Below are 22,455 nucleotides of genomic sequence, written 5' to 3' on the forward strand. Positions count from 1 at the left end.
GCGGCCGGAGCGTCAGGCCGTCACGTCGCGGGTGGTCAGCCGGGCCCAGGCGGCCGAGACGAAGACGGCCGCGTACAGGGCCTGGAGTCCGGCGTTCCTGGCGATCGCGCCCCCGACGACCGGGGCGCGCAGCAGGTCGGCGAAGCTCATCCAGTAGTGCGGGAACAGGTAGGGCTGGACGGCGTGCAGTTGCGGGACCGCGCCGAGGATCTGCACGGTGAGCAGGACGCCGACGGTGGTGGCCATGGCCGCGATGGCGCTGTCGGTGAGCGTGGAGACGAACAGGCCGAGCGCCGCGACGCCGACCAGCGAGACGGCCACCGTGCCCGCGATGGCCAGTGCCCGCAGCAGGCCGTCGCCCAGCGACACGGTCTGCCCGGAGATCAGCGTGATGTCGCCGAACGGGAAGAGGGCGGCGCCGGTCACCAGCGCGGCCAGGGACACCACCAGCGTCGCGGCCGCGCAGAACACCAGCACGCAGGCGTACTTGGTGAGCAGCAGCCGGGTCCGCCCGGCCGGGGCGACCAGCAGATAGCGCAGCGTGCCGGCGTTGGCCTCGCCCGCGACGGAGTCGCCCGCCACCACGCCGACCGCCATCGGCAGGAAGAACGGCAGGGTGACGGCGAGCGAGGTGAAGACCAGGAACAGGCCGTTGTTGGTGACGTCGGCGATGAAGGCGGGGCCGTCGCCCGCGCCCTGTCGGTCGCCGCGGGTCTGGAGCTTCACCGCGGCACCGACCAGCACCGGGATCGCGGCCAGGACGCCCAGCAGCGCGGCGGTGCGCCAGCGGCGGAAGACGATGCGCAGTTCGCCACGGAACAGGCCCAGCGACCGCAGTGCCCGCGCCGCCCTGGAAGCGCTCGGCGTGGTCGCCGAGGCCGGCTCGCCCGTCGCGGGACCGGTCCCCGCCGTCTGCGCCCCGGCTCCCGCCGCCGCGTCGGCGGTCGTGTGCGCCTCAGCCCGCGACATCGAAGCCCTCCCCGGTCAGCGCCACGAAGGCGTCCTCCAGCGACGCGCGTTCGGTGCCGAAGGCGCGCACCCGTACCCCGGCGGCGACCAGGGCGGCGTTCAGCTCGGCCACGTCCGCGGCAGGCTGCGGCAGCTCACCGATGACCCGGTCGGAGTCGGTCGCGAGACCGGTCAGGCCATGTTCCCTCAGGACGCGGACGGCCTCGGCCACGTCCGGCGTGGTGACGGCGAGCCGACCGCGCGCGCCCGCGGACAACTCGGCGACCTCGCCCTGGACGACCAGCTCGCCCCGGGACATCACCGCGGCGTGCGTGCAGACCTGCTCGATCTCGTCCAGCAGGTGGGAGGAGAGGAAGACGGTGGTGCCCTCGGCGGCGACCTCGCGCACCAGCGTGCGGATCTCCCGCATGCCCTGCGGGTCGAGGCCGTTGGTCGGCTCGTCCAGCACCAGCAGCTCGCGCGGCCGCAGCAGCGCGCGGGCCAGGCCCAGGCGCTGCTTCATGCCCAGCGAGTACACCCGCGCCTTCTTGCCCGACGCCGCGCCGAGCCCGACGCGTTCCAGCGCGGCGCCGACCCGCGCCGTCCGGGTGGCCGGATCGGCGGTGGGGTCGGCGGCGTCGTAGCGCAGCAGGTTCTCCCTGCCGGTGAGGAACCCGTACAGCGCGGGGCCCTCGATGAGCGCGCCGACCCTGGGCAGCACCTGGCGGGCGGCGCGCGGCATGGGCTCGCCCAACACGCGCGCGCCGCCCGAGGTCGGCTCGACCAGCCCCAGCAGCATGCGGATGGTGGTGGTCTTGCCCGAGCCGTTGGGCCCGAGGAAGCCGAAGACGCTGCCGCGCGGCACGGTCAGGTCGAGACCGCGTACCGCGAACTGCCCGCCCCGGAAGCGCTTGGTCAGCCCTCGCGTGGCGATCGCGGGGTCGGGCGGCCCGTCCATCCGGTTCCTCCTAGCTGCTCGGCCGCGGCCCGCGCGGGGCCGCGGCCGGGGCGACGGTCACCCGGCGGCCGCGTTCGCCGCCTCGACCAGGCCCTCCTGGGTGACGGCGCCCGCGTAGACGGCGCCCTTGTCGGTCACCAGCACGTTGACCAGGCGGGTGCTGATCACCGTACCGGAGCCGAAGCGGCCGGAGACGTGGTGACCGAGCGTGCCGAGCAGCCCTTCGACCCCGGCCGGGCCCTGGCCGCTCGGGCTGTTCCCGGCGCTGCCGCCGCCGCTCTTGCCGGCCGCGCCCGACGGCGCCTTCAGCTCGGCGATCGTGGTCCAGCCGGTGCCGGTCAGCTCGGGGCCCGAGGCTCCGCCCGGCAGCTTCGCCGCGCCGGAGCCCGCCGCACCGTTCTGCCCGCCGGGGCGCTCGCCGTGGTCCTGCTTGCCCTGCGTCACCTTGGCGCCCTTGGGCACGGTGAAGGTGAAGTCGCTCGCCGACGGCTTGCCGAAGTCGACGCGGGTGTAGGCGATGTCCACCGCCGCCTTGCCGCCGCCCTTCGGGGTGAGGGTGAAGGCGAGCGGTGTGCCGGTGGCGGAGTCCACCGCGACGCGGACCGAGTCGATCGTGCTGTCGGCCTGCTTGGGCCGCACCAGCAGCTCGTACGCGCTGCGCCCGGCGACGCGCGCGGTGCCGTCCACCGTCATCGCGGTGGTCGGCCCGGCGGCCTTCAGCAGCTGGTCCACCGCGGCCTGCGGGGTCGCCGGCACCCCGGCCCGGGGCTGCTTGGCGTGCGCGGTCCTGGCGGTGTGCGCGGGCTCGGTGGCGTGGTAGACGGAGTTGGCGCCGCTGTCGTACGCCCACACCTGGGTGCCGTCGTGGATGACGGTGTACTGCGAGGTGTCGTCGACGATCGACAGCCGCTGGCGGTCCGGGCCGTCGGCGGCCACCTGGAGGGTGTGAGTCCCCGACAGCAGCTCGGACAGCTTGGCCGCCGGGTCGGCGTCGGAGGAGGCCGAGGGGCTGGAGGAGCCCGGTCCGGACGCGCCCGAGGCCGAGGAGCCCCCACTGAACGGGGCCGAGGAGCCGGCCGAGCCGCTCGCGCCACCGGCGACACCGCTCAGCAGCCCGCCGGACAGGCCCGAGGGCAGGCCGAGGTCCGTGCTGACGCGGACCGAGCCGGACAGCGTGCTGGTGTCGGACGCCGCCATCTTGTCCAGCAGCTGGCGCACCGTCAGGTGGGGCAGGGACGGGCCGCTGCCGGTGCTGGCCAGCGCGGTGCCCAGGCCGATGGTGGTCGCGGCCACCGCGGCGACCGCGACCGGCACCGCGTAACGCGTCAGCGCGCGGCGCCGCCGGGCCCTGGCCTCGCCGTCGACGTCGCCGAAGTCCGCGTACCCCCCGAAGTCCCCCTCAGGTCGCGGCGATTCGTTCCGTGCCATTGCCTACCTCCGTCGTTGGCGGCGGTACCGGACCATTGTCACCCCGGCCCCCCTTCGTCCGCTGTGTTCCATCCCACCAAACGGGTCCGCCGTCCACATCCCCCCACGGGATCAACCTCGGGTACGCCCCGGGGATGACGGGGCGGGGCCGCCGTCCCCTAGGGGCGGCGGCTCGCCCCCGGCCTCGCTGAACGGGTGCGCCGAGGTGGGCCGGCACTCCGGCCTGATCTCTCGGATCTCCAACTACCCCTCTCGACCTGGGGGTTCGAGTGCGACAGGATGCGGGCGTGAGCGAGCACCGACCCTCCAGGGGCCAGCACAGACGGTCCACCGGCCCGGAGCCGGACGAGGAGTTGATACGCGCCCTGCACGCCACGCACGCGGCACCGCTGTACGCGTTCGTGCTGCGGCTGGTGGGGGGTGACCGGGACCGCGCGCAGGACGTGGTGCGCGAGACGCTGCTGACCGCCTGGCGGGAGACCGAACGGCTGGAGCGCGGGCCGGGGGCGTTGCGGCCCTGGCTGGTGAGCGTGGCCCGGCGGATCGCGCTGGGCCCCTCGGGCGGCCGGGCGCCTGCGCCCGTGCCGGAACCCGGGGAGGTCGACGGCGCGCTGCGGATGATGGCGGTCTGCGACGCGCTGGCGGACCTGACGGAAAGCCACCGCGAGGCGCTGACCGCGACGTACTTCTCGGGGCGGACGGCCGCTCAGGCGGCCCAGGAGCTGGGGGTGCCGGCGCAGGAGGTGCGGACCCGGGCCTTCTACGCGCTGCGCAGGCTGAAGATCGCGCTGGAGGAACGCGGGGTGTCGTCGTGACCGCCGGCGATCGGCACCACGTGGACGTCGGGGCGTATGCCCTGGGTCTGCTGGAGGAGGCGGACGCGGACCGGTTCGAGGAGCACCTCGCCCAGTGCGGGCGCTGCGCGGACCTGCTGGAGGACTTCGTCGGCCTTGAGCCCCTGCTGGCGGCCTACGCGGCGCGGCAGGGCACGGCGAGCGCGGCGAGCGCGGCGGACGCCGCGCAACGGGGGCCGGGAGGACGGTGACCGTCTTCGGCGGTGCGGCGGGTTTCGGCGGTACGCGGGGTTCCGGCGGTGCGCCGGGCCACACGGTGCGGCGGGGTCGGCGGTGCGGCCGGTTCCGGCGGTGCGCCGGAGCGGGCACGCGGCGGGATCGGTGGGCTCGGCACCGCCGGACAGCTGCGTGCCTGTTGCTCGCCGTCGCGGCGGAAGAAATGGGTGCGGCGGAAGGAAATGGGTGCGGCGGAAGGGAACGGGGCCGACAGCCGTGGCGCTGCTCCGCCGGTCCGGTCGGCTCGGCACCGCCGGACAGCTACGTGCCTCTTGCTCGCCGTCGCGGCGGAAAGAAATGGGTGCGGCAGCCGTGGCGATCATGCCGCCGTCGCGGCGGAGGACAGGCGGCGCCCCGCTCGCACTCAGCCCGCCCGGTGCACCACCGCGTCGCACAAAGCCTCCAGGGCGTTCTTCGCGGGGCAGTCCGGCAGGGGGGACAGGGACGCGCGGGCCAGGTCGGCGTAGCGGATCGCGTCGCGGCGGGCCATCTCCAGCGCGGGGTGCGCCCGCAGCAGGGCGAGCGCTTCCGCGTGGCGGGCGTCGTCCGTCAGGTCGCCCTCCAGCAGCGCGACCAGGCGGCGGTCGTCGGGGCTGTCGAAGGCGCCGGAGCGCAGGTGCAGCACCGGCAGCGTGGCGATGCCCTCGCGCAGGTCGGTGCCCGGGGTCTTACCGGACTCGTGGCCGTCGCTTGCGATGTCCAGCACGTCGTCCACGAGCTGGAAGGCGATGCCGATGCGCTCGCCGTACTGGGTGAGGGTGTCCACCACCGCGTCGTCCGCGCCGGACATCATCGCGCCGAACCGCCCGGACACCGCCATCAGCGAGCCGGTCTTGCCGGCCAGCACCTCCAGGTAGTGGTCGATGGCGTCGCGCCCGTCCTGCGGGCCCGCGGTCTCCAGGATCTGGCCGGTGACCAGCCGCTCGAACGCCTCGGCCTGGATGCGCACGGCCTCCGGGCCCAGGTCGGCCAGTATGTGCGAGGCGCGGGCGAAGACGAAGTCGCCGGTCAGCACGGCCACCGAGTTGTCCCAGCGGGCGTTGGCGGTGGGCACGCCGCGCCGCACGTCCGCCTCGTCCATGACGTCGTCGTGGTAGAGCGTGGCCAGGTGGGTCAGCTCCACGACGACCGCCGCGGGCACCACGCCGGGCGCGTACGGGTCGCCGAACTGCGCGGCCAGCAGTACGACCAGCGGCCGGAAACGCTTGCCCCCGGCCCGCACCAGGTGCTGCGCGGCGTTCGTGATGAACGGCACGTCGCTCTTGGTGGCCTCCAGCAGGCCCTCTTCGACCTCCGCGAGACCGACACGGATGTCGGTGTCGAGGACCTGGTCGCGCACGTTCAGCCCGAAGGGCCCGACGACGGTCACGAGGGGAACTCCTGTCGCTGATTCGGTCGTGGCCTGAAGTGCCATTGGTTGCAGCGTATCCGGTCCCCTGTGGATCACTGGCGGCCGGTGCGCCGGACACCGTGGTGAGCTGCCAGGTGAAACGGCCGTTCCGGGGGTTGCTCGACGGCGCCCGCCGCCCCCGCCGCGGGGGTCCTCAGCCGGCGCCCGCCGCCCCCGCCCCGCGCACCCGTGCCGTCACCGCCGCCGCCAGCCGGGGCGAGGCGTACCGGGTGCCGCACACGAAGCGCATGAGCGGCCCGAAGGTCGCGGCGGACGGCAGGCCGGTGAAGTACAGGCCCGGCACCGATCCCACGTAGCCGCGGTCCAGCAGCGGGGAGCCGCCGGTGCGGGTCAGCCGGGCGCGCAAGCCCGGCCCGAGGAAGTCCAGCGCGTCGACGTCCACCCGGTAGCCGGTGGCGGCGAGCACGTGGTCGGCGGAGAAGTCGCGCGAGTTCCCCTCGGCACCGCCTCGTGTCGTCAAGATCACGCGGTTGGTGGCGGGGTCGAGCCGGGTGGCTACCGGTTCACGGCCCTGGACGACGGGTGCGCGGCCCTCGAAGCGGTCGTGCAGCCACCAGGCGCCACGCGGCCCGAGCACCTTGCGCACCAGCCACAGCCGGGTGGGTTCCGGCAGGTAGCGGAAGGCGGAGGGGCCGGGCACGTTGCTGAACGCGTAGAGGGACCAGGCGCGGCCGACCGGCGAGTCGGGCTTCCACTGGATGCCCTCGCGCGGCGGCGCGCCGAAGCCGACGCTGCCGCGCCGCCGGGCCAGCACGGTGACCGACGCGCCGCCCTCGGCGAGCAGCGCGGCGCTCTCCAGCGCGGACTGCCCGGCGCCGACGACCAGGACGTCGCGTCCGGCGAAGCGGTCGAGGTCGGTGTGCTGGCTGCTGTGGGAGACCGGGCCGGTGGCGGACGGGCCCCCGGGGGCGGCGCCGAGCAGCGCCTCGGGCACGTGGGCGAAGCCGCTCAGGCCGCTGGCGACGACGACCGCCGGGGCGGTCAGCTCCTCGCCGGACTCCAGCTTGACCCGGAACTCCCGCGCGTCGCGGTCCACCGAGGCGACCCGTACGCGTTCGACCTCGGGCACGAGGCGTTCGGTGAACCACTCGCCGTAGCGGACGAAGAACTCCAGGGTCACCAGGTCCCGCTCGGTGACCAGCCGGGGCTCCCCCACCGCGTCGCAGAAGTCCTGGAGGGTGTGGCCGCGGCCGGGCGCGGAGATGGTGGAGGCGTCCGGGGTGGACTTCAGCACCATCTTCTGCGGCATCGTCTCCGTCCAGCTGGACATCGGGGTGCCGAAGATCCGGATTGGGACGCCGCGCGCCTTCAGGTGCGCCGCGGTGGACAGGCCGTACGGCCCGGCGCCGATCACCACCACTGGGTTCATGCCGGATCCCCTTCCGGAACGGATGTCGTGCGGGCCGATGTCGTGTGGGCCGAGGCGGTACGGGCGGCGGGTGGCGGCGCGGGCGGCCTCACCGACCGGTTGCGGCGCCGGGTCCGCCACAGCTGGAGCAGGTGCTTGGCGCCCGGTCCGCCGAACCGGGCGAGCATGGTGAGGAAGGGCTTGACGTCGTCGGCCGAGAACCAGGCGAGTTCGGTGCCGGTGGCGCGGCGCGGGGCGTGCGGGGTGGTGTAGGCGCCGCGGCGGTAGGCGATCAGGGCGGGCAGATCGATGTTCTCCACGACGAAGCGGCGGCCGTCCAGCTGGGCCGCCTCCGGGACATGACGGCCCGTCAGATCGAGGTGGTGGGCGCGGACGACGTCGATGCCCGCGGCGTTCTCGAAGAGCCGGAACTGCGCGCCGACGCGGGGGTTGAAGTCCAGCAGCTTGTAGCGCCCGTCGCGGCGGTCGAAGCGCAGGTCGAGGTCGGCGCTGCCGCAAAAACCGATCCGCTTGACGAACTGGGCGGCCAGATCGGCGAGTTCGGGGTTGGGCACGACGTAGGCGCAGGCGGTCATCCCCGCGTGCGGCGGCCAGGAGCGGACCTTGACGCCGGTGAACAGGGCTGCGGGCGCGTGGTCGGCGTCGAAGTAGCCGTGCACGATCCAGTCCTCGGCCTGCTCGCGCGGCAGGTACTCCTGGAGGATCACGCCGGGCCGCTCGCCCCAGCCGCGCGCCAGCGCCAGCAGTTCGCGCGGTCCGGCGATGCGGGTGGTGCCGGGCACGACGGGGGCGCGGCGGCGTTCGAACGCGTCGCGGTTCTTGGCGACCACGGGGAAGCGCGCCTCCTGCGCGAACTCCCTGATGTCGTCCTGGCTTTCGGGGAACGCGGCGCGCGGGGTGGGCACGCCGTGCGTCAGGCACAGGTCGTGCAGGCCGCGCTTGCTGGCGAGCCGCCGGGGCAGCGCCGGGTCGACGCGGGGCAGCAGGAAGCGGGCGGACAGCTCGGCCGCGTGCTCGGCGACGAGCACGGCGGCCTCCTCGTCGGTGGGGATCAGCACGCTGGGTCTGCCGATCCTGCGCCCGACGTCGAGCAGTCCGGCGACCAGCCGCTCGGGTTCCTCCAGGCCGGTGGTGGGCCACACATAGCCATGGGTGAGGTAGCGGGAGGAGGCCGCCGGGGTGCAGCGGTCCTCGGTGACCGCGTACATCGGGACGCCCAGCCTGCCGAGACTGCGGATGGCGCCGACACCGCCGTGGTGCAGCGGGTAGTTGCCGATCTTCACTATGAGGCCCGGTACGGACCTGTCCACCGCGAACGACGGCGCACTCGCCACATGACCCCCCTCGGTCGCGGGAGGTCTCCCCCCTCCCCGCGGCGTTCCCAGGACGCTACTGGCGGACCGTCGGGCCCAGCAACCGGTTCGGCCATATTGCGAACACGATGTCGGGCATTGGCCCGATCGTGTCATCAGGGCCCGTTCGTGCCGTCCGGCACTCCGCACGGGGAGCGCCGGACGGCACGCACAGGACGGTCTCCGCGTGCCGGGGACGGCCGGCGCGACGGCTGGCGGGTCAGCTCCACAGCGGGTACGACACATGGCGCGCACTGTGGTCCGGGCGGGCGCCCGGGTAGGTCAACTCCAGCGTGGTGAACCGCTGTTGGCCGTGGTGCCCGGCCCACGGCCTCGGGTTCGCCAGCTTCACGTCGACGGCGTAGGAGTGGAACGTGCCGGCCGCGCAGTAGGGCTTGCAGTCGTTGACGACGTCGGTGCCGGTCGCCGTGGCCGACGAGGCGCTCCAGGACTTCCAGTGCAGCCTGACGAGGCCGTTGTTGCCGTCCGCGCAGGCCAGCAGGTAGGTGCCGGGACGGACCTGCGCCTTGAAGGAGCAGTCGACCACCACCGGCCGCGCACCTGAGGTATGCGTATCGGAAGGGGCCCGGGTGGCGGCGGTCGCCGGCAAGGAGGCTCCGGCGAGGGCGGCGCCCGCGCAGAGTATGACCGCGATCTTCAGGTGACGACCTCGCATGGGTCCTCCCCGGGTTGGGACGTGAATGCCGGGTACGACCCTACGACCCGATTCGGCGGAATACCAACCAATCTGGTCATAGGTTCGTAACGACATTTACGGTGACAGAAAGGGACGAGTGGCAACCATGTGTGACGGGCGCCACAACGGGCCTCCTGCCCTGTCAGCGCACGAAGACACCCGCCTTTCCGGCCAGGTCCAGGAAGTACTGCGGAGCGACACCCAGCACCAGCGTCACCGCCACGCCCAGCGCGATCGCGGTGGAGGTCAGCGGGCTGGGGATGGCCACCGTGGGGCCCTGCGGCTGCGGCTCCTGGAAGAACATCATGACGATGACCCTGATGTAGAAGAACGCGGCGATGGCCGAGGAGATCACACCGATGACGACCAGCGGGACCGCGCCCGCCTGCGCCGCCGCCTTGAAGACCGCGAACTTCCCCGAGAACCCGGCGGTCAGCGGAATGCCGGCGAAGGACAGCAGGAAGACCGCGAACACGGCGGCCAGCAGCGGTGAACGCCGCCCGAGACCGGCCCACTTGGACAGGTGCGTCGCCTCGCCGCCCGCGTCGCGCACCAGCGTGACCACGGCGAAGCCGCCCAGCGTCACGAAGGAGTAGGCGACGAGGTAGAACAGCACCGACGACACACCGCTGGGCGAGACCGCGATGACCCCGGTGAGCAGGAAGCCCGCGTGCGCGATCGAGGAGTAGGCCAGCAGCCGCTTCACGTCGGTCTGGGTGACCGCGATGATCGCACCGACCACCATGGTGACGATGGCGACGCCCCACATCACCGGCCGCCAGTCCCACCGCATCCCCGGCAGCACCACGTACAGCAGCCGCAGCAGAGCGCCGAACGCCGCGACCTTCACCGCTGCCGCCATGAAGCCGGTGACCGGGGTCGGCGCGCCCTGGTACACGTCGGGCGTCCACATGTGGAACGGCACCGCCGCGACCTTGAACAGCAGGCCCATCACCACCATCGCGCCGCCGATCAGCAGCAGCGCGTCGTTGCCCGTGGTGTTGGCCAGCGCGGGCGTCAGCTTGGCGGTGCCGTCGACCACGTCCGCGATGCCGCCGTACGAGACCGTGCCCGCGTAGCCGTACAGCAGCGCGACGCCGAACAGCAGGATGGCGGAGGAGAACGCGCCCAGCAGGAAGTACTTGACCGACGCCTCCTGCGACATCAGCCTGCGGCGGCGGGCCAGCGCGCACAGCAGGTACAGCGGGAGGGAGAAGACCTCCAGCGAGACGAAGAGCGTCAGCAGGTCGTTGGCGGCGGGGAAGATCATCATGCCGGCGACCGCGAACAGCAGCAGCGGGAAGACCTCGGTGGTGGTGAACCCGGCGCGTACCGCCCTCTGTTCCTGCTCGCCGCCGGGCACCGCGGAGCCCTGCGCGGCGAAGGAGTCCACCCGGTTGCCGTGGGCCACCGGGTCGAGCCGGCGTTCGGCGAAGGTGAACGTGGCGACCAGCGCGATCAGCACGATCGTGCCCTGGAGGAAGAGCGCGGGCCCGTCGACCGCGACCGCGCCCATCGCGGCGACGTGCGACCGCCCTTGCGCGTAGCCGTCGGCGGCCAGCGCCACCAGGGCGGCGAAGGCGGCCGCCAACCCCACGACGGACACCGCGAGTTGGCAGGCGTAACGGGCGGCGCGGGGGGCGAACGCCTCGATCAGCACGCCGAGCACGGCGGCGCCGAAGACGATCAGCACCGGGGAGAGCTGGGCGTACTCGATGTGCGGGGTGGGAATGGCGGGGGTCGCGGCGGTGTCCGCGAGGGCCCGCGTCGTCCACAGGCTGTGGACGGCTGCTGCCGTGGCGCTCACTTGGCGTTCTCCTTCGCTGCGGCGACCGCCGGCACGGTGACCTTCGGCGGGGGGTCGGTGCGGTGGACGTCGGAGAGGGTGTCCTTGACCGCCGGGTTGATCACGTCGGTCACCGGTTTGGGATAGACCCCGAGGAAGAGCAGCAGCGCGATCAGCGGCGCCACCACCACGAGTTCACGTGCCTTGAGGTCCTTCATGCCCTCGATGCCCGCCCGGACGGGGCCGGTCATGGTGCGCTGGTAGAGCACCAGCACGTACAGCGCGGCCAGCACGATGCCGAGGGTGGCGATCACACCGAGCGCCGGGTAGCGGGTGAAGGTGCCGACCAGCACCAGGAACTCGCTGACGAACGGCCCGAGTCCGGGCAGCGACAGCGTCGCCAGGCCGCCGATCAGGAAGGTGCCGGCGAGCAGCGGCGCGACCTTCTGCACGCCGCCGAAGTCGGCGATCCTGCGCGAGCCGCGCCTGCTGATCAGGAAGCCCGCGACCAGCAGCAGCGCGGCGGTGGAGACACCGTGGTTGACCATGTAGAGCGTCGCGCCGGACTGGCCCTGGGAGGTCATCGCGAAGACGCCCAGGATGATGAAGCCGAAGTGCGAGATCGACGCGTACGCGATCAGCCGCTTGATGTCGCGCTGGCCGACCGCGAGCAGCGCGCCGTAGATGATGCCGATCACGGCCAGCACCAGGATCACCGGCGTCGCCCACTTCGAGGCGGCCGGGAAGAGCTGGAGGCAGTAGCGCAGCATCGCGAAGGTGCCGACCTTGTCCACGACCGCGGTGATCAGGACGGCGACCGGTGCGGTGGACTCGCCCATGGCGTTGGGCAGCCAGGTGTGCAGCGGCCACAACGGCGCCTTGACCGCGAAGGCGAAGAAGAAGCCCAGGAAGATCCAGCGCTCGGCGGTCGTGGACAGCGTCAGCGTGCCGTTGGCCCGGTCGTGCAGGATCTGCGGCAACGAGAAGGTGCCCGCGCCGAGTTGGTGTGCGGTGACCGCGTACAGGCCGATCACCGCGGCCAGCATCACCAGGCCGCCGACCAGGTTGTAGAGCAGGAACTTCACGGCCGCGTAGGAGCGTTGGCGGGCCTGCTCGTCCTCGCCGTGCGCGCCCGCCTGGTCGCCGAAGCCGCCGATGAGGAAGTACATCGGGATCAGCATGGCTTCGAAGAAGACGTAGAAGAGGAAGACGTCCGTGGACTCGAAGGCGATCACCACCATCGCCTCGACCAGCAGGATCAGCGCGAAGAACCCCTGCGTGGGACGCCAGCGGCGGTCACGGGTCTCCAGGGGGTCGGCGTCGTGCCAGCCCGCCAGCATCACGAACGGCACCAGCACCGCGGTCAGCAGCACCAGCACCACCGCGATGCCGTCCACCCCGAGTTCGTAGCGCACCCCGAACGCGGTGATCCAGGCGTGCGACTCGGTGAGTTGGTAGCGCGGGCCGCCCGGCGAGAAGCGGGCGGTGACCACGGCCGCGAGCACCAGCGTGGCCAGCGCGAAGGCCAGCGCCGTCCACTTGGCCGCGGTGCGCCGGGCGGCCGGCACCGCGGCGGTCACCACCGCGCCGGCCGCGGGCACCACGGCGGTGGCGGTGAGGAGCGGGAAGGACATGTCAGACACCCCTCATCAGCAGGGTCGCGGCGACCAGCACGGCCGTGCCGCCGAGCATCGAGACCGCGTACGACCTCACGAAGCCGTTCTGGAGCCTGCGCAGCCGCCCCGACAGGCCGCCGACGCCGGCCGCCGTGCCGTTGACCGCGCCGTCGACGAGCGTGTGGTCGAGGTAGACCAGGCTGCGGGTCAGGTGCTCGCCGCCGCGCACCAGGACCACGTGGTTGAAGTCGTCCTGGAGCAGGTCGCGTCGGGCGGCCCGGGTGAGCAGCGAACCGCGCGGCGCGACGGCGGGGACGGCCTGCCGTCCGTACTGCTGCCAGGCGAGGGCGACGCCGAGGACCAGCACGACCAGCGTGGCCACCGTGACCTCCCAGGTGGCGACCGGCGAGTGGCCGTCGCTGTGGCCGGTGACCGGCTGGAGCCACTTGAGGAAGGCGGAGTTGATGGAGAGCAGCCCGCCCGCGAAGACCGAGCCGAAGGCCAGAATGCACATCGGGATCGTCATGATCTTCGGCGACTCGTGCGGGTGCGGCATCTCGCCCTCGCCGTGCGTCGCGCCGAGTTCGTGCGGCTGGCCGGCGCCGTGCGTCTCGGCGGCGGCCGGCTCCGCGCTGGGGCGGTCCGGCGACGGTGCGGGCTGCCAGCGCTTGTCGCCGAAGAACGTCATCAGCATGACGCGGGTCATGTAGAACGCGGTGATGCCCGCGCCGACCAGGGCCACCGCGCCGAGGATCCAGCCCTCGCCGCCGCCCTTGGCGAACGCCGCCTCGATGATCTTGTCCTTGGACCAGTAGCCGGACAGCCCGGGGAAGCCGATGATCGCCAGGTAGCCCAGGCCGAACGTCACGTAGGTGACGGGCATGTACTTGCGCAGCGCGCCGAACTTGCGCATGTCCACCTCGTCGTTCATCCCGTGCATCACGGAACCGGCGCCGAGGAACAGGCCCGCCTTGAAGAAGCCGTGGGTGACCAGGTGCATGATGGCGAAGACGTAGCCGATCGGGCCCAGCCCGGCGGCCAGCATCATGTAGCCGATCTGCGACATCGTGGAGCCCGCAAGCGCCTTCTTGATGTCGTCCTTGGCGCAACCGACGATCGCACCGAAGACCAGCGTGACCGCCCCGACCACGCAGACCGCCAGCTGCGCGGTGGGCGCCGCGTTGAAGATCGCGCCGGAGCGCACCACCAGGTAGACGCCCGCGGTCACCATGGTCGCCGCGTGGATGAGCGCCGAGACCGGGGTCGGGCCCTCCATCGCGTCACCGAGCCAGGACTGGAGCGGCACCTGGGCCGACTTGCCGCAGGCGGCCAGCAGGAGCAGCAGCCCGATGGTGGTCAGCCGCCCCTGTGAGACGTCGCCGACGTGCGCGAAGACCGGGCGGAAGGCGAAGGAGCCGAACGTGGTGAACATGACCATGATGGCGATCGACAGGCCCATGTCGCCGACCCGGTTGACCAGGAACGCCTTCTTGGCCGCCGTCGCCGCGCTGGGCTTGTGCTGCCAGAAGCCGATCAGCAGGTACGAGGCGAGGCCCACGCCCTCCCAGCCGACGTACAGCAGCAGGTAGTTGTCGGCCAGCACCAGCAGCAGCATCGCCGCGAGGAAGAGGTTGAGGTAGCCGAAGAACTTGCGGCGGTTCTCGTCGTGCTCCATGTAGCCGACCGAGTAGATGTGGATCAGCGTGCCCACACCGGTGATCAGCAGCACGAAGGTCATCGACAGCTGGTCGAGCTGGAAGCCGACGTCCGCCTGGAAGCCCGCCACCGGCACCCAGGTGAACAGGTGGGAGGTCAGCGTCCGCTGGGCCGGGCTCCTGGAGAGCAGGTCGGCGAAGAGGACGACGCCGATGACGAAGGAGACGGCCGCCCACAGGCAGCCGATCCAGTGTCCGGTGCGGTCGAGCCGCCTGCCGCCCACGAGCAGGATGCCCGCCCCGAGCAGCGGTGCCCCGACCAGGGCTCCGATGAGAGGATCCACGTCGAGTGCTCCTGTCTACAGCTTCATCAGGTCGGCGTCATCGACCGAGGCCGAGTGGCGTGAGCGGAAGAAGGTCACGATGATCGCGAGGCCCACCACGACCTCGGCCGCCGCCACGACCATCGTGAAGAAGGCGATGATCTGGCCGTCGAGGTTGCCGTGCAGCCGGGAGAAGGTGACGAACGCCAGGTTGCAGGCGTTCAGCATCAGCTCGACGCACATGAAGACGATGATCGCGTTGCGCCGGACGAGGACCCCGGCGGCGCCGATGGTGAACAACAGGGCGGACAAATACAGGTAGTTGGCGGGATTCACTTGGCGGCTCCCTCGGCGTGGTTCGCCCCGTCGTTGTCGCCCGAGCGGTCCTGGCCGCCCTCCGGCTCGCTCTCGCCCTCGGTCACGCCCTCGACGTACTCGTCCGAGCGCTGCTCCAACCGCCGTACCCGGCGCAGCTGTTCGCCGCCCACGTCGCGGACCTGACCTCGGGCACGCAGCGTCTGGTTGACCGTCAGCTCCGACGGGGTGCCGTCGGGCAGCAGGCCGGGGACGTCGACCGCGTTGTGCCGGGCGTAGACGCCGGGGGCCGGGAGCGGGGTGACGTTGCGGCCCTCGCGGACCCGGGCCTCGGACTGCTCGCGCTGGGTGGCGGGGCGCTCGGTGCGCTCGCGGTGGGTGAGGACCATCGCGCCGACCGCCGCGGTGATCAGCAGCGCGCCGGTGATCTCGAAGGCCCACACGTAGGTGGTGAACACCAGCCGGGCCAGGCCCTCGACGTTGCCGCCCGCGTTGGCCTGGGCGAGGCCGGTGAACTGGTGCAGCGAGGCGTTGGCGATGCCCGCGATCAGCAGGATGCCGAAGCCGATCCCGCACAGCACGGCCGCCGCGCGCTGGCCGCGGATGGTCTCCCTCAGCGAGTCGGCGGCGGTGATGCCGACCAGCATGACGACGAAGAGGAACAGCATCATGACCGCGCCGGTGTAGACGACGATCTGCACGATGCCCAGGAAGTAGGCGCCCTGCGCGAGGTAGAAGACGGCCAGCACGATCATCGTGCCGGCCAGGCAGAGGGCGCTGTGCACCGCCTTTCTCATGCCGACGGTGCCGAGCGCGCCGAGCACCGCGACGACGCCGAGGACCCAGAACTGGATCGCCTCGCCGGTGGATGTGGTCATCGGGTCGCTCCTCCCGGGTGCGCGGTGGTCTCGGGTCCGGCGACGCGCGCCTCGTCCCCGCCCACCTCGTCCGCCCGCTTCTCGCCCTTGCTGAGCGCGGGCTGCCGGACGGTGCCGGGCGCGGCCTCGGTGACCTTGCCGAGGTAGTAGTCCTGCTCGTCGGTGCCGGGGTAGATGGCGTGCGGGGTGTCGACCATGCCGTCGGTGAGCCCTGCGAGCAGTTCGTCCTTGGTGTAGATCAGGGAGGCGCGGGTGCGGTCGGCGAGTTCGTACTCGTTGGTCATGGTCAGCGCCCGGGTGGGGCACGCCTCGATGCACAGCCCGCACAGGATGCAGCGGGCGTAGTTGATCTGGTAGACGCGGCCGTAGCGCTCGCCGGGCGAGTAGCGCTCCTCGTCGGTGTTGTCCGCGCCCTCGACGTAGATGGCGTCGGCGGGGCAGGCCCAGGCGCACAGTTCGCAGCCCACGCACTTCTCCAGGCCGTCCGGGTGCCGGTTGAGCTGGTGGCGGCCGTGGAAGCGGGGCGCGGTCGGCTTCTTCTGCTCCGGGTACTGCTCGGTCAGCCGCTTCTTGAACATGGCCTTGAAGGTCACGCCGAAGCCGGCCACCGGGTTTTCGAAGTCAGGCATCGTCGCCGTCCTTGCCTACGAGTTGGTGTTCGGCGGCCTCGGGGGCTCGCGAGCGCCTGCGAGGCACCGGTGGCAGCGTCTGTCCCGGTTTCGGCGGCACGGGGAAGCCGCCCGCCATCGGGTCGAACCGGTCGCCGGCGGCGTCCTGCGGGGCCTGCCCGGCCTCGGCCTTCTTCGCCGCGCGGTCCCGGAAGACGTCGGCGGCCAGCGAGATCAGCAGCACCGCGAGCACGCCGCCGCCCACGTAGAGCAGGACCCGCTGGAAGTCGTAGTTCTCGTTGCGCAGCGCCCGTACCGAGGCGACCAGCATCAGCCAGACCATGGACACCGGGATGAGGACCTTCCAGCCCAGCTTCATGAACTGGTCGTAGCGCATGCGCGGGAGCGTGCCGCGCAGCCAGATGAACAGGAACAGCAGCAGCTGGATCTTGACCGTGAACCACAGCAGCGGCCACCAGCCGTGGTTGGCGCCGGCCCAGAAGGTGCTGATCGGCCAGGGGGCGCGCCAGCCGCCGAGGAAGAGGGTGGTGGCGACCGCGGAGACGGTGACCATGTTGACGTACTCGGCGAGCATGAACATCGCGAACTTGATCGACGAGTACTCGGTGTTGAAGCCGCCGACCAGCTCGCCCTCGGCCTCGGGCAGGTCGAAGGGGGCGCGGTTGGTCTCGCCGACCATCGAGACGATGTAGACGAGGAAGGAGACCGGCAGCAGCAGCACGTACCAGGTGTGCTGCTGGGTGGCGACGATCTGCGAGGTCGACATGGAGTGGGAGTAGAGGAAGACCGCGGCGAACGAGATGCCCATCGCGATCTCGTACGAGATCATCTGCGCGGTCGAGCGCAGGCCGCCCAGCAGCGGATAGGTCGAGCCGGACGACCAGCCGGCCAGCACGATGCCGTAGATGCCGACCGAGGCGGTGGCCAGGATGTACAGCACGCCCACCGGCAGGTCGGTCAGCTGCATCGGGGTGCGGTGGCCGAAGACCGAGATCTCGTTGTCGGCCGGGCCGAAGGGCACCACCGCGAACGACATGAACGCCGGGATCGCGGCGACGACCGGCGCCAGGACGTAGACGAACTTGTCGGCGCCCTTGACGACCACGTCCTCCTTGAGCATCAGCTTGATGCCGTCGGCGAGCGACTGGAGCATGCCCCAGGGGCCGTGCCGGTTGGGGCCGATGCGCAGCTGCATCCAGGCGACGACCTTGCGCTCCCAGACGATGGAGAACAGCACGGTCAGCATCGCGAACGCGAAGCAGAAGACCGCCTTGACGACGACCAGCCACCACGGGTCGCGCCCGAAGTAGGCCAGGTCGTCCACTGCCAGGCTGATCACTTGGTCACCTCCGCGGCGGCGGCGCCGATCGTGACGACATGGCCGGGTACCGCGCCGAGGTCCGCGGGGACGCCGCCGCCCACCGAGTCCAGCGGCAGCCAGACCACCCGGTCCGGCATGGCGGTGACGGCCAGCGGCAGGGTGACCGCGCCGGCCGGTCCTGTGACGGTGAGCGGGTCCCCGTCCTTCACGCCGATCTCGTCGGCGGTGGCGGGCGACAATCGGGCGAGCGCCGCGTGCCGGGTGCCGGCCAGCGCGTCGTCGCCCTCCTGGAGACGGCCGCGGTCCAGCAGCAGCCGGTGTCCCGCGAGCACGGCCTGCCCGGCCTCGGGTCGCGGCAGCAGCCCGGAGGAGTGGTCGGGCCCGGCCGGGCGGGCGCCGGTCCAAACCCCCAGGCGCCGCAGTTCGTCGCGGGCGGCGCGCGCGTCGGGCAGCCCGAGGTGGACGTCCATCGCGTCGGCGACCATGTTCAGCACCCGGGTGTCCGACTGGAGGTGCCGCTGCGTCAACTGGTCGGGTTTCAGGGCGGCTTCGAACGGCCGGGCCCTGCCTTCCCAGTCCAGGAACGTACCCGCCTTCTCGGCGACCGCGGCCACCGGCAGCACCACGTCGGCGTGGGCCGTGACCTCACTGGGCCGCAGTTCCAGGCTGACCAGGAAGCCGACCTCGGCGAGCGCCTCGCGGGCCCGCGCCGGGTCCGGCAGGTCGGCCGGGTCGACGCCCGCGACCACCAGCGCCGCCAGCGACCCGTCCGCGGCGGCCGACACGATGCCGGACGCGTCGCGCCCGAAGCGGGACGGCAGCGACGCCACCCGCCACACGTCGGCCACCTCGTCGCGGGCGGCCGGGTCGGTCAACGGGCGCCCGCCGGGCAGCAGTCCGGGCAGCGCGCCCGCCTCCAGCGCGCCGCGTTCGCCCGCGCGGCGCGGGATCCACGCCAGGCGCGCGCCGGTCGCGGCGGCGAAGCGCACGGCCGCGGTCAGCGCGCCGGGCACCGCGGCGAGCCGTTCGCCGACGAGCACCACCGCGCCGTCCTGGCGCAGGTCGGCGGCGGCGCGCTCGCCGGTCTCGTCCAGGCCGCCACCGGAGGCCAGGGCGTCCAGCCACTCCGGCTCGGTGCCGGGGGCGGCCGGGAGCAGGGTGCCGCCCGCCTTGGTCAGGCCACGGGTGGCGTGGGTGGCGAGCGCGTAGGTGCGCTGGCCGTGCTTGCGCCAGGCCTTGCGCAGCCGCAGGAAGACGCCGGGCGCCTCCTCCTCGGCTTCGAGTCCGGCGAGCAGGACGGCCGGCGCGCGCTCGACGGCGCTGTACGTCAGGCCCGTGCCGTCCAGGTCCCTGCCGCGTCCGGCGACGTGCGCGGCGAGGAAGTCGGCCTCCTCGGCGCTGTGGACGCGGGCCCGGAAGTCGATGTCGTCGGTGTCCAGCGCGACCCGGGCGAACTTGGCGTAGGCGTAGGCGTCCTCGACGGTGAGCCGGCCGCCGGTCAGCACGCCGGCGCGTCCCCGGGCGGCCGCGAGTCCCCGGGCGGCGGCGTCCAGCGCCTCCGGCCAGGCGGCGGCGCGCAGTTCACCGGTCTCGGCGTCGCGGACCAGGGGGTGGGCGAGGCGGTCGGGCAGCTGCGCGTAGCGGAACGCGAAGCGTCCCTTGTCGCACAGCCACTCCTCGTTGACCTCCGGGTCGTTGCCCGCCAGGCGCCGCATGACCTTGCCGCGCCGGTGGTCGGTGCGGGTGGCGCAGCCGCCCGCGCAGTGCTCGCACACCGACGGCGAGGAGATCAGGTCGAACGGCCGGGAGCGGAAGCGGTAGGCGGCGGAGGTGAGCGCGCCGACCGGGCAGATCTGGATGGTGTTGCCGGAGAAGTACGACTCGAACGGGTCGCCCTCACCGGTGCCGACCTGCTCCAGCGCGCCGCGTTCCAGCAGTTCGATCATCGGGTCCCCGGCGATCTGCTGGGAGAAGCGGGTGCAGCGCGCGCACAGCACGCAGCGTTCGCGGTCCAGCAGGATCTGGCGGGAGATGGGGACCGGCTTGGGGTAGGTGCGCTTGACGCCCTCGAAGCGGGTGTCGGCCTGCCCGGCGCTCATCGCCTGGTTCTGCAACGGGCACTCGCCGCCCTTGTCGCACACCGGGCAGTCCAGCGGGTGGTTGATCAGCAGCAGCTCCATCACGCCGCGCTGCGCCTTCTCGGCGACCGGCGAGGTCAGCTGCGTGCGCACCACCATGCCGTCGGTGCAGGTGATGGTGCACGAGGCCATCGGCTTGCGCTGGCCCTCGACCTCCACGATGCACTGGCGGCAGGCCCCGACCGGGTCGAGCAGCGGGTGGTCGCAGAACCGGGGGATCTCCACGCCGACCATCTCGGCGGCCCGGATCACCAGCGTGCCCTTCGGCACCGACAGCTGGATGCCGTCGATGGTGACGGAGACCAGGTCCTGCGGCGGGACCGGCGCCTGGTCGCCCCCGGAGGGAGCGCTCGTCGTGACGGTCATGCGTTCACCTCCAGGTGGGACGCGCCGCCCCACGCGGTGGACAGCGCGGGGTCGAAGGGGCAGCCGCCCCCGGTGACGTGCTCCTCGTACTCGTCGCGGAAGTACTTCAGCGAGGAGAAGATGGGGCTGGCGGCACCGTCGCCGAGGGCGCAGAACGACTTGCCGTTGATGTTGTCGGCGATGTCGGCGAGCTTGTCGAGGTCGGCCATGCGGCCCTTGCCCGCCTCGATGTCGCGCAGCAACTGCACCAGCCAGTAGGTGCCCTCACGGCAGGGTGTGCACTTGCCGCAGGACTCGTGGGCGTAGAACTCGGTCCACCGGGTGACCGCGCGCACCACGCAGGTTGTCTCGTCGAAGCACTGGAGCGCCTTGGTGCCGAGCATGGAGCCCGCGGCGCCGACGCCCTCGTAGTCCAGCGGCACGTCGAGGTGCTCGTCGGTGAACATCGGTGTCGAGGAGCCGCCCGGCGTCCAGAACTTCAGCCGGTGCCCGGGGCGCATCCCGCCCGAGACGTCCAGCAGTTGGCGCAGGGTGATGCCGAGCGGCGCCTCGTACTGGCCGGGGCTGGTGACGTGGCCGGAGAGCGAGTACAGCGTGAAGCCCGGGGACTTGTCGCTGCCCATCGAACGGAACCACTCCTTGCCCCGGTTGAGGATCGCGGGAACCGAGGCGATGGATTCGACGTTGTTCACCACAGTGGGGCACGCGTACAGACCGGCGACCGCGGGGAAGGGGGGTCGCAGCCGGGGCTGGCCGCGGCGCCCTTCGAGGGAGTCGAGCAGCGCGGTCTCCTCGCCGCAGATGTACGCGCCGGCGCCCGCGTGGACGGTGATGTCCAGGTCGAACCCGGACCCGGCGATGTCGTTGCCGAGGTATCCGGCCTGGTACGCCTCGGCCACCGCGTGGTGCAGCCGGCGCAGCACGGGGACGACCTCGCCGCGCAGGTAGATGAAGGCGTGGTGGGAGCGGATCGCGTGACAGGCGATCACCATGCCCTCGATGAGCGAGTGCGGATTGGCGAACAGGAGGGGGATGTCCTTGCAGGTGCCCGGTTCCGACTCGTCGGCGTTGACCACGAGGTAGTGCGGCTTGCCGTCGCCCTGCGGGATGAACTGCCACTTCATCCCGGTCGGGAAGCCCGCGCCGCCGCGGCCGCGCAGACCCGAGTCCTTCACGTACGCGATGACGTCGTCCGGCGGCATGGCGAGCGCCTTGCGCATGCCCTGGTAGCCCTCGTGGCGCAGGTAGGTCTCCAGCGTCCAGCTGCGCGGCTCGTCCCAGAAGGCGGACAGGACGGGGGAGAGCAGCTTCTCCGGTGACTCCTCGTTGAGCTGGGTCGCCACGCTCATCACTCCCCCTCCTCGGTGCCGTCGGTCACGGGCCCTGCCGGGTGCTCGGGGTCGGAGGCCGACGTGGCCTGCGGCGCGTCGTGCGAGCTGGGGTGCCCTGGCGGCGGTTCGTCGGACGGGTAGCCGGAGCTGCGCGGCGAGACGATCCTGCCGGGCGAGCCCGGCACGGTCTCGCCCTTGGCCAGCCGCAGCCCGGCGAGCGAGGCGTGCCCGGCGCCGCCGCCCGCCTCGACCGCCCCGGCACGCGGGTCGGGGAATCCGGCCAGCACCCGGGCGGTCTCGCGGTAGGTGCACAGCGGGGCGCCGCGGCTGGGCTTGACGGTGAGGCCGGCGCGCAGGTCGTCGACGAGGCGCTTGGCGGTCTCGGGGGTCTGGTTGTCGAAGAACTCCCAGTTGACCATCACCACCGGCGCGAAGTCGCAGGCCGCGTTGCACTCGATGTGCTCCAGCGTGACCTTGCCGTCCTCGGTGGTCTCGTCGTTGCCGATGCCCAGGTGCTGCTGGAGCGCCTCGAAGATGGCGTCGCCGCCCATCACCGCGCACAGCGTGTTGGTGCAGACGCCGACCTGGTAGTCGCCGGAGGGCTTGCGGCGGTACATCGTGTAGAAGGTGGCCACGGCGGTGACCTCGGCGGTGGTCAGCCCCAGCAGGTCGGCGCAGAACCGCATGCCGGTCCTGGTCACGTACCCCTCCTCGGCCTGCACGAGGTGGAGCAGCGGCAGCAGGGCGGAGCGGGAGTCGGGGTAGCGGCCGATCACCTCGGCGGCGTCGGCCTCCAGCCGGGCCCGTACGTCGGCCGGGTACTCGGGCGCGGGCATCTCGGGCATCCCGAGCCCCACCGCACCC

19 protein-coding genes are annotated in these 22,455 nt (G+C 72.4%); 2 read left to right on the forward strand and 17 right to left on the reverse strand.

The genetic code is table 11. The features are described from left to right. Positions 1–12 precede the first annotated feature (12 nt). Genes CK485_RS05205 through CK485_RS05215 form a run of 3 tightly spaced genes read right to left on the reverse strand, consistent with a single transcriptional unit; the run spans position 13 to position 3,334 of the window. Positions 13–969: an ABC transporter permease gene (locus CK485_RS05205; protein ID WP_109447347.1), complete on the reverse strand. Its 957-nt coding sequence runs from the start codon at positions 967–969 to the stop codon at positions 13–15. After that, a complete protein-coding gene (locus tag CK485_RS05210) occupies positions 956–1,906 on the reverse strand; it encodes an ABC transporter ATP-binding protein (RefSeq protein WP_109447349.1) in 951 nt (316 codons plus the stop codon). Before CK485_RS05210 ends, CK485_RS05205 begins: the two co-directional genes overlap by 14 nt. A 57-nt stretch (positions 1,907–1,963) precedes the next feature. Next, positions 1,964–3,334, reverse strand: coding sequence for a DUF2092 domain-containing protein (locus CK485_RS05215; RefSeq protein ID WP_109447351.1), 1,371 nt, complete (start codon positions 3,332–3,334; stop codon positions 1,964–1,966). A gap of 287 nt (positions 3,335–3,621) precedes the next feature. Between CK485_RS05215 and CK485_RS05220 the strand changes: the two genes are divergently transcribed. Together CK485_RS05220 and CK485_RS05225 are read left to right on the forward strand one after the other, a co-directional pair. Next, positions 3,622–4,149 carry a sigma factor-like helix-turn-helix DNA-binding protein gene (locus CK485_RS05220; RefSeq protein ID WP_241968138.1) on the forward strand — a complete coding sequence of 176 codons (528 nt, stop codon included), beginning with the start codon at positions 3,622–3,624 and terminating at the stop codon, positions 4,147–4,149. Then, the gene (locus tag CK485_RS05225; protein WP_109447355.1) at positions 4,146–4,379 is read left to right on the forward strand and encodes a zf-HC2 domain-containing protein; all 234 of its coding nucleotides are present in this window, start codon (positions 4,146–4,148) and stop codon (positions 4,377–4,379) included. The genes CK485_RS05220 and CK485_RS05225 overlap by 4 nt, the downstream gene beginning before the upstream one ends. Before the next feature lie 389 nt (positions 4,380–4,768). Here the strand turns inward: CK485_RS05225 and CK485_RS05230 are convergent, their stop codons facing one another. The 14 genes from CK485_RS05230 to nuoE form a co-directional block, all read right to left on the reverse strand. Continuing rightward, complete coding sequence (locus tag CK485_RS05230) at positions 4,769–5,773, reverse strand: polyprenyl synthetase family protein (protein ID WP_109447357.1); 1,005 nt, start codon at positions 5,771–5,773, stop codon at positions 4,769–4,771. 175 nt (positions 5,774–5,948) lie between these two features. Beyond that, positions 5,949–7,184: an NAD(P)/FAD-dependent oxidoreductase gene (locus CK485_RS05235; protein WP_109447647.1), complete on the reverse strand. Its 1,236-nt coding sequence runs from the start codon at positions 7,182–7,184 to the stop codon at positions 5,949–5,951. Next, the gene (locus CK485_RS05240; RefSeq protein WP_241968139.1) at positions 7,181–8,518 is read right to left on the reverse strand and encodes an ATP-grasp domain-containing protein; all 1,338 of its coding nucleotides are present in this window, start codon (positions 8,516–8,518) and stop codon (positions 7,181–7,183) included. The genes CK485_RS05235 and CK485_RS05240 overlap by 4 nt, the downstream gene beginning before the upstream one ends. A 238-nt stretch (positions 8,519–8,756) precedes the next feature. Beyond that, positions 8,757–9,212, reverse strand: a complete 456-nt coding sequence (locus CK485_RS05245; RefSeq protein WP_109447358.1) for a hypothetical protein — start codon at positions 9,210–9,212, stop codon at positions 8,757–8,759. 163 nt (positions 9,213–9,375) lie between these two features. Further along, positions 9,376–11,040 (reverse strand): NADH-quinone oxidoreductase subunit NuoN, encoded by a 1,665-nt coding sequence (nuoN, locus tag CK485_RS05250; RefSeq protein WP_109447360.1) that lies wholly within the window; start codon positions 11,038–11,040, stop codon positions 9,376–9,378. After that, a complete protein-coding gene (locus CK485_RS05255; protein ID WP_109447362.1) occupies positions 11,037–12,653 on the reverse strand; it encodes an NADH-quinone oxidoreductase subunit M in 1,617 nt (538 codons plus the stop codon). Before CK485_RS05255 ends, nuoN begins: the two co-directional genes overlap by 4 nt. A 1-nt stretch (position 12,654) precedes the next feature. Then, entirely contained in the window at positions 12,655–14,634 is a 1,980-nt protein-coding gene (nuoL, locus tag CK485_RS05260; protein ID WP_109447364.1) for an NADH-quinone oxidoreductase subunit L, read from the reverse strand. Between the two features lie 15 nt (positions 14,635–14,649). Then, positions 14,650–14,949, reverse strand: coding sequence for an NADH-quinone oxidoreductase subunit NuoK (gene nuoK / locus CK485_RS05265; RefSeq protein ID WP_109447366.1), 300 nt, complete (start codon positions 14,947–14,949; stop codon positions 14,650–14,652). Next, the gene (locus CK485_RS05270) at positions 14,946–15,806 is read right to left on the reverse strand and encodes an NADH-quinone oxidoreductase subunit J (protein ID WP_109447367.1); all 861 of its coding nucleotides are present in this window, start codon (positions 15,804–15,806) and stop codon (positions 14,946–14,948) included. Before CK485_RS05270 ends, nuoK begins: the two co-directional genes overlap by 4 nt. Then, complete coding sequence (gene nuoI, locus CK485_RS05275) at positions 15,803–16,435, reverse strand: NADH-quinone oxidoreductase subunit NuoI (protein ID WP_109447369.1); 633 nt, start codon at positions 16,433–16,435, stop codon at positions 15,803–15,805. Before nuoI ends, CK485_RS05270 begins: the two co-directional genes overlap by 4 nt. Continuing rightward, positions 16,428–17,774, reverse strand: a complete 1,347-nt coding sequence (gene nuoH, locus CK485_RS05280; protein ID WP_109447371.1) for an NADH-quinone oxidoreductase subunit NuoH — start codon at positions 17,772–17,774, stop codon at positions 16,428–16,430. Before nuoH ends, nuoI begins: the two co-directional genes overlap by 8 nt. Next, on the reverse strand, positions 17,771–20,260 hold the full coding sequence (locus tag CK485_RS05285) for an NADH-quinone oxidoreductase subunit G (protein ID WP_109447373.1): 2,490 nt from the start codon (positions 20,258–20,260) through the stop codon (positions 17,771–17,773). Before CK485_RS05285 ends, nuoH begins: the two co-directional genes overlap by 4 nt. Further along, positions 20,257–21,609, reverse strand: a complete 1,353-nt coding sequence (nuoF, locus tag CK485_RS05290; protein ID WP_199239229.1) for an NADH-quinone oxidoreductase subunit NuoF — start codon at positions 21,607–21,609, stop codon at positions 20,257–20,259. Before nuoF ends, CK485_RS05285 begins: the two co-directional genes overlap by 4 nt. Next, the gene (gene nuoE, locus CK485_RS05295; RefSeq protein ID WP_109447377.1) at positions 21,609–22,436 is read right to left on the reverse strand and encodes an NADH-quinone oxidoreductase subunit NuoE; all 828 of its coding nucleotides are present in this window, start codon (positions 22,434–22,436) and stop codon (positions 21,609–21,611) included. The genes nuoF and nuoE overlap by 1 nt, the downstream gene beginning before the upstream one ends. Between the last annotated feature and the right edge of the window lie 19 nt (positions 22,437–22,455).

This window comes from Streptomyces sp. ICBB 8177 (genome assembly GCF_003144095.1).
Classification (GTDB): Bacteria; Actinomycetota; Actinomycetes; order Streptomycetales; family Streptomycetaceae; genus Streptantibioticus_D.

Bases quoted from the DNA above. Each gene is read 5' to 3' on its own strand.
- CK485_RS05205 (WP_109447347.1), bottom strand. From the start codon at position 969: ATGTCGCGGGCTGAGGCGCACACGACCGCCGACGCGGCGGCGGGAGCC.
- CK485_RS05210 (WP_109447349.1), bottom strand. From the start codon at position 1,906: ATGGACGGGCCGCCCGACCCCGCGATCGCCACGCGAGGGCTGACCAAG.
- CK485_RS05215 (WP_109447351.1), bottom strand. From the start codon at position 3,334: ATGGCACGGAACGAATCGCCGCGACCTGAGGGGGACTTCGGGGGGTAC.
- CK485_RS05235 (WP_109447647.1), bottom strand. From the start codon at position 7,184: ATGAACCCAGTGGTGGTGATCGGCGCCGGGCCGTACGGCCTGTCCACC.
- CK485_RS05245 (WP_109447358.1), bottom strand. From the start codon at position 9,212: ATGCGAGGTCGTCACCTGAAGATCGCGGTCATACTCTGCGCGGGCGCC.
- CK485_RS05255 (WP_109447362.1), bottom strand. From the start codon at position 12,653: ATGTCCTTCCCGCTCCTCACCGCCACCGCCGTGGTGCCCGCGGCCGGC.
- CK485_RS05270 (WP_109447367.1), bottom strand. From the start codon at position 15,806: ATGACCACATCCACCGGCGAGGCGATCCAGTTCTGGGTCCTCGGCGTC.
- nuoI (WP_109447369.1), bottom strand. From the start codon at position 16,435: ATGCCTGACTTCGAAAACCCGGTGGCCGGCTTCGGCGTGACCTTCAAG.
- CK485_RS05285 (WP_109447373.1), bottom strand. From the start codon at position 20,260: ATGACCGTCACGACGAGCGCTCCCTCCGGGGGCGACCAGGCGCCGGTC.
- nuoF (WP_199239229.1), bottom strand. From the start codon at position 21,609: ATGAGCGTGGCGACCCAGCTCAACGAGGAGTCACCGGAGAAGCTGCTC.
- nuoE (WP_109447377.1), bottom strand. From the start codon at position 22,436: ATGCCCGAGATGCCCGCGCCCGAGTACCCGGCCGACGTACGGGCCCGG.